Genomic DNA, 3,719 nt, shown 5'->3' with positions numbered 1-3,719 from the left:
AGCCAGGCGAGGATGCGGCGGAAGTTGTGGCCGACGGCTGAGAGGATGACGTTGGCCGCATCGCCGGCGCGGCCTTTGAGGTAGCAGCGGCCGAGGTGACCATCGGCCTTCAGGTGTCCGATGATGGGTTCGATGGCGGAGCGGCGGCGCAGCTCGCGCTTGATGACACCGAAGACGCCGCGCTTCTGGCCAGAGATGAAGATTCGGCGGGGATTTTGTGCGTCGTGGCCGCGGTATCCCTTGTCGACATAGGCCCGCTCGATCGCGCAGCCGGTGAGTGTCTCGGTGCGGTCAATGACGTCCCGCAAGGTGTGACCGTCGTACGGGTTATCGGGTAGTGCCCTGGCATGCAGCACGAACAGGCCACCGGGAGCACGGCGGTTGTTGGTGACGATGGAGGCTTTGACACCGAACTCGTAAGGCGCGGCCGCTTTGCCCTTGCCGATGCACTCCACCTCCGGGGCGCGGAAGGAATAAAGCTTCCAGCCGCGCTGGCGCTGCCGCTGCGAGCGGATCTGCGAAGCCCGGCTGAGCGGGAGGGCGAACGCGTTCTCGAGCACAGCCTGACCTTCGATCTTGCGGCGGATATCGCGGATGATCCGGCCCAGCCGGCTGCGCAGGATGCGCAACTGCCGCTGATGCCGCTTGAATTGCTTGGCATGGGCGTAGCGCCCCGCCATCATCGTCGCGGTCTTGGCAATGCGAAGATAGGACTGCCGCAGCTTGACCCCGTGCTTCCTCACCAGGCGGTTGAGCCCCTTGATCGCCGCGTGCAGCAGCTTGGCATCGGTCGGGAAGGTGATGGCCTTCGGCTGCACGGTGGTATCGACCGTGACCCGCTTGAGGTCCTGGCTACGTAACGCGCCGGCCTCGTGCGCCACCCGCAAGCTCTCGGCCAGCAACAGCTCCAGCTTGTCGCCAAGCCGCTTGCGCCAGTGGCTCAGGTCCCAGCGCTCGTGCGGGAACGCGTGCCGAAAGAACTCTTCGCCGGTGAAGTACTGGAAATACGGGTCGTGGACCCAGCGCTCGCACACTCCCTCATCGGACAGGCCGTAAATGTGCTTGAGCAGCAGCCCGATCATGAAGCGGGTCGCGATGCCCGGCCGACCATTCTCGCTATAGAGCGGCGCGATCTCGCTGTCGATCCAGCCCCAATCGACCTTGCCGGCGAGCTGAACCAGCTCGTGCTTCATATTGATGATCTGGTCCAGCCTGGCCCGGAACAGATCGCCCGATTCCGTCGTCCTGTGCTTCTTCGGTCGCATCGCCACCTCCGATGCGACGACGGAATCATGACTGGCGATTCGACGGAATCCTGAAAATGAAATTGCAAGATTCCAATGCCCGAAGCATCAAAACCCTGCAATCGCAAGACAGTCCACAACGACAAATGCGATTCTAGCTCAATCGCTTAGCCGCTCTTCACGGACGACTATCTGACCTCACTGCTTTCGATCGGTATCGGCGGTGTAAACAGCGCGGCGGCATTGGCCATGTCGGTCGCCTCGTCAGCTGCGCCGTCTCTCGCGGGCACCTGCACATCGTCACGAAGCTGCGTCCGCCATTAGCAATGCTACAACCCACTCGGCATTCGGGGTAAGCCTAACTTCATGCAAGGCGTCGTCCTTCCGACGAAGCTGCTCGGCAGCCTTGATTCGCGATTTGATTGACCTCGCCGCTCGCTCAAGTTGCGCAATGGCGATGCGCTGCCCAAAAAGCTGTCGACTTGGACTCTCCTAACGGCCCCGGAACGATAGGACGACTGGTCGGTCCGTCAACGCCGCCTCGTTCTTCCGTCGCGTGCGGCGCTGCTGATTTCGGGCTGGAGGACATGTAGCGGGCTCGTTCATGAGCGATGTAGTAATCATGGAGTCCTGATGCGTCTGATTGAGCGAGTGTGAAGGGGGAGGCACCTCGTGCTCGTCCAGCAAGGGGCGCAACATCAATGTATAGAGCGCGAAGAGACGATGGGGCGATATTTACTGACCTCTGCAGTGATCTGCTCTCCGGGGGGCCTTCCTTGTATATGCGACAAACTCGTCGAGCCGTTCGGTTGAAACAGTTGCCCGGTTGGAGGCATGCAGGAGCGCTCCGGTCGCATCGGACGGCGGGCATTGGCTCATGGGCCAACCAATCCTGGTAGGCGCCCGTCCGTCCTTTAGGGCATACAATCTGACGCGGGTCGACGGCTTGCGTGGAGAGACGACGGTCCGCGGGCAGATGACAACCCCCGTATCACTGAGGTCAGGCGACGATACGACCATACGCCTGCCGTTGATCGCTTGCTGCCCGGTCGGCCCATGCCCGTGAACGCGGTTTCGTCACCAGCGATACCACGCAACGGCAGCGGTCTTCCTGGCACTCCGAGCTATCACGGTTGCTGCGTGCGTTAGTTGTATAGACCGGACGAGCATTCAATCCTAGCGAGAGGGCCCGTTTGTTTGACTTGGATGCTCATACTGGAGCCGTTTGCTCTTGGCCTCGCCAAGGGCGAGCAACCGTCTACGCGCGAGCGAGTCCGCTTATTGCCCCTGCCCCGGAGAAGCGCCCGACTCTAGTTCGATCCATATCGGCACTATTAATTAGCTCGCTGACAAGTAACTGACTCTAAAGTTGCCACATGGTCTGTTGAGCCCTTGCGAGCTTTTGAGACGAGCCAAGATCTTGGTCTCCAGACGTCGTCCAGTTGGAGCGCTCTGGTTTAGTTGTGGAGCTACGGTGACTCGCGAAAGCATTGCAGATAGGCTAGAGCATGATGTTTTTTTACCGGAATGGGTCACAAGACTGGCCGCGATCATACCCGCGAGGGCCATCACCGAGCCGACGAAGCCGCGACTCCCAATTGCGCTCAGCCCTGTAGAACTCATGAGAGTCAAGGATCACGACAGAGAGATCGACGAATCGATTCGTCTTGTTGCAGCCTTCATGAAGATTAAAGATGAGAAGGCACGTTCAGAAATAATCAAGTTGGCTGAGACACATGCGCGATTTGAGCGAGGTGCCTCGCTGTTCCAGTCCAATAATGAGCCGATGTTCGGCTAACATCGAATCGGGAGTTCCAGAGAGGAGGATTTCTGATTCAAACTCCATCCTGGGGAACGGGGGCCAGCATGGATGACGCGATCCTATTTGGAAGACATTCGCGAACGCGCACTGGCTCGGGCGGATGCGGGCGAGACCGTCCGATCGATTGCCGAAGCGCTTCAGATCAGTCCCTTCTGTGTGACGAAGTGGAAGAACCTGCGGCCGGAGACTGGTGGCGTTTCGCCCGGCAAAATCGGCGGGTCACAAGAAGCCAGTTTTTGTCGGGCACCAATGCCGACAGGTTGCGCAAACGCATTCGCTCGGGGCCGTTCACTTGCGGGAGAATTTTGCATTTCCTTGCAGCGCCTTGCATCAACCAGCCATCAGCGCGAAGCGCGCTGCTGCGGGCAGGCGAGCGTCTGTCTCGTCCGGTACGATTGCGACCAGCACCTCAACCTTTGCCAGGCCGGCGGTGGCGATGATGCACAATTCGGCGAGATGAGCGCGCAAGGCATTGACTGCTTGTGTCCTCTGCCGGACCAGATCGGGTAGTTGTTCCATCGAGTTCCTGTCTCGCCCTGCGCGGATCTCATCGGATGTGAACACTGACTAGCCAGTTCTCGACATCGGAATCGGCACCGTAGTTGGCGAGACCAAGGCCTCGATCAAGGATGCCTTCGTGGAGAAACAAGCGG

The 3,719-nt window shown here is 59.9% G+C and carries 2 protein-coding genes and 2 pseudogenes; 2 read left to right on the top strand and 2 right to left on the bottom strand.

The window, feature by feature from the left end:
* Positions 1–1,265: IS5 family transposase (locus tag CQ12_RS12055; RefSeq protein WP_057835531.1), on the bottom strand; the 1,265-nt coding region annotated here is incomplete at its 3' end.
* A 1,453-nt stretch (positions 1,266–2,718) separates the two neighbouring features.
* Here CQ12_RS12055 and CQ12_RS43665 point away from each other — a divergent pair.
* Together CQ12_RS43665 and CQ12_RS47665 are read left to right on the top strand one after the other, a co-directional pair.
* Positions 2,719–3,042 carry a hypothetical protein gene (locus CQ12_RS43665; protein ID WP_157088163.1) on the top strand — a complete coding sequence of 108 codons (324 nt, stop codon included), beginning with the start codon at positions 2,719–2,721 and terminating at the stop codon, positions 3,040–3,042.
* Positions 3,043–3,114: 72 nt separating this feature from the next.
* Positions 3,115–3,282 (top strand): annotated as a pseudogene (locus CQ12_RS47665) (transposase); the annotation flags it as partial.
* Between the two features lie 120 nt (positions 3,283–3,402).
* On the opposite strand, the pseudogene CQ12_RS47660 reads toward CQ12_RS47665, so the two are convergent.
* A pseudogene (locus CQ12_RS47660) lies at positions 3,403–3,567 on the bottom strand (IS110 family transposase); the annotation flags it as partial.
* Between the last annotated feature and the right edge of the window lie 152 nt (positions 3,568–3,719).

Origin of the sequence: Bradyrhizobium jicamae (assembly GCF_001440395.1) — a bacterium.
GTDB classification, from domain to species: Bacteria; Pseudomonadota; Alphaproteobacteria; order Rhizobiales; family Xanthobacteraceae; genus Bradyrhizobium; species Bradyrhizobium jicamae.
This window is presented reverse-complemented; position numbering and strand designations above follow the sequence as displayed.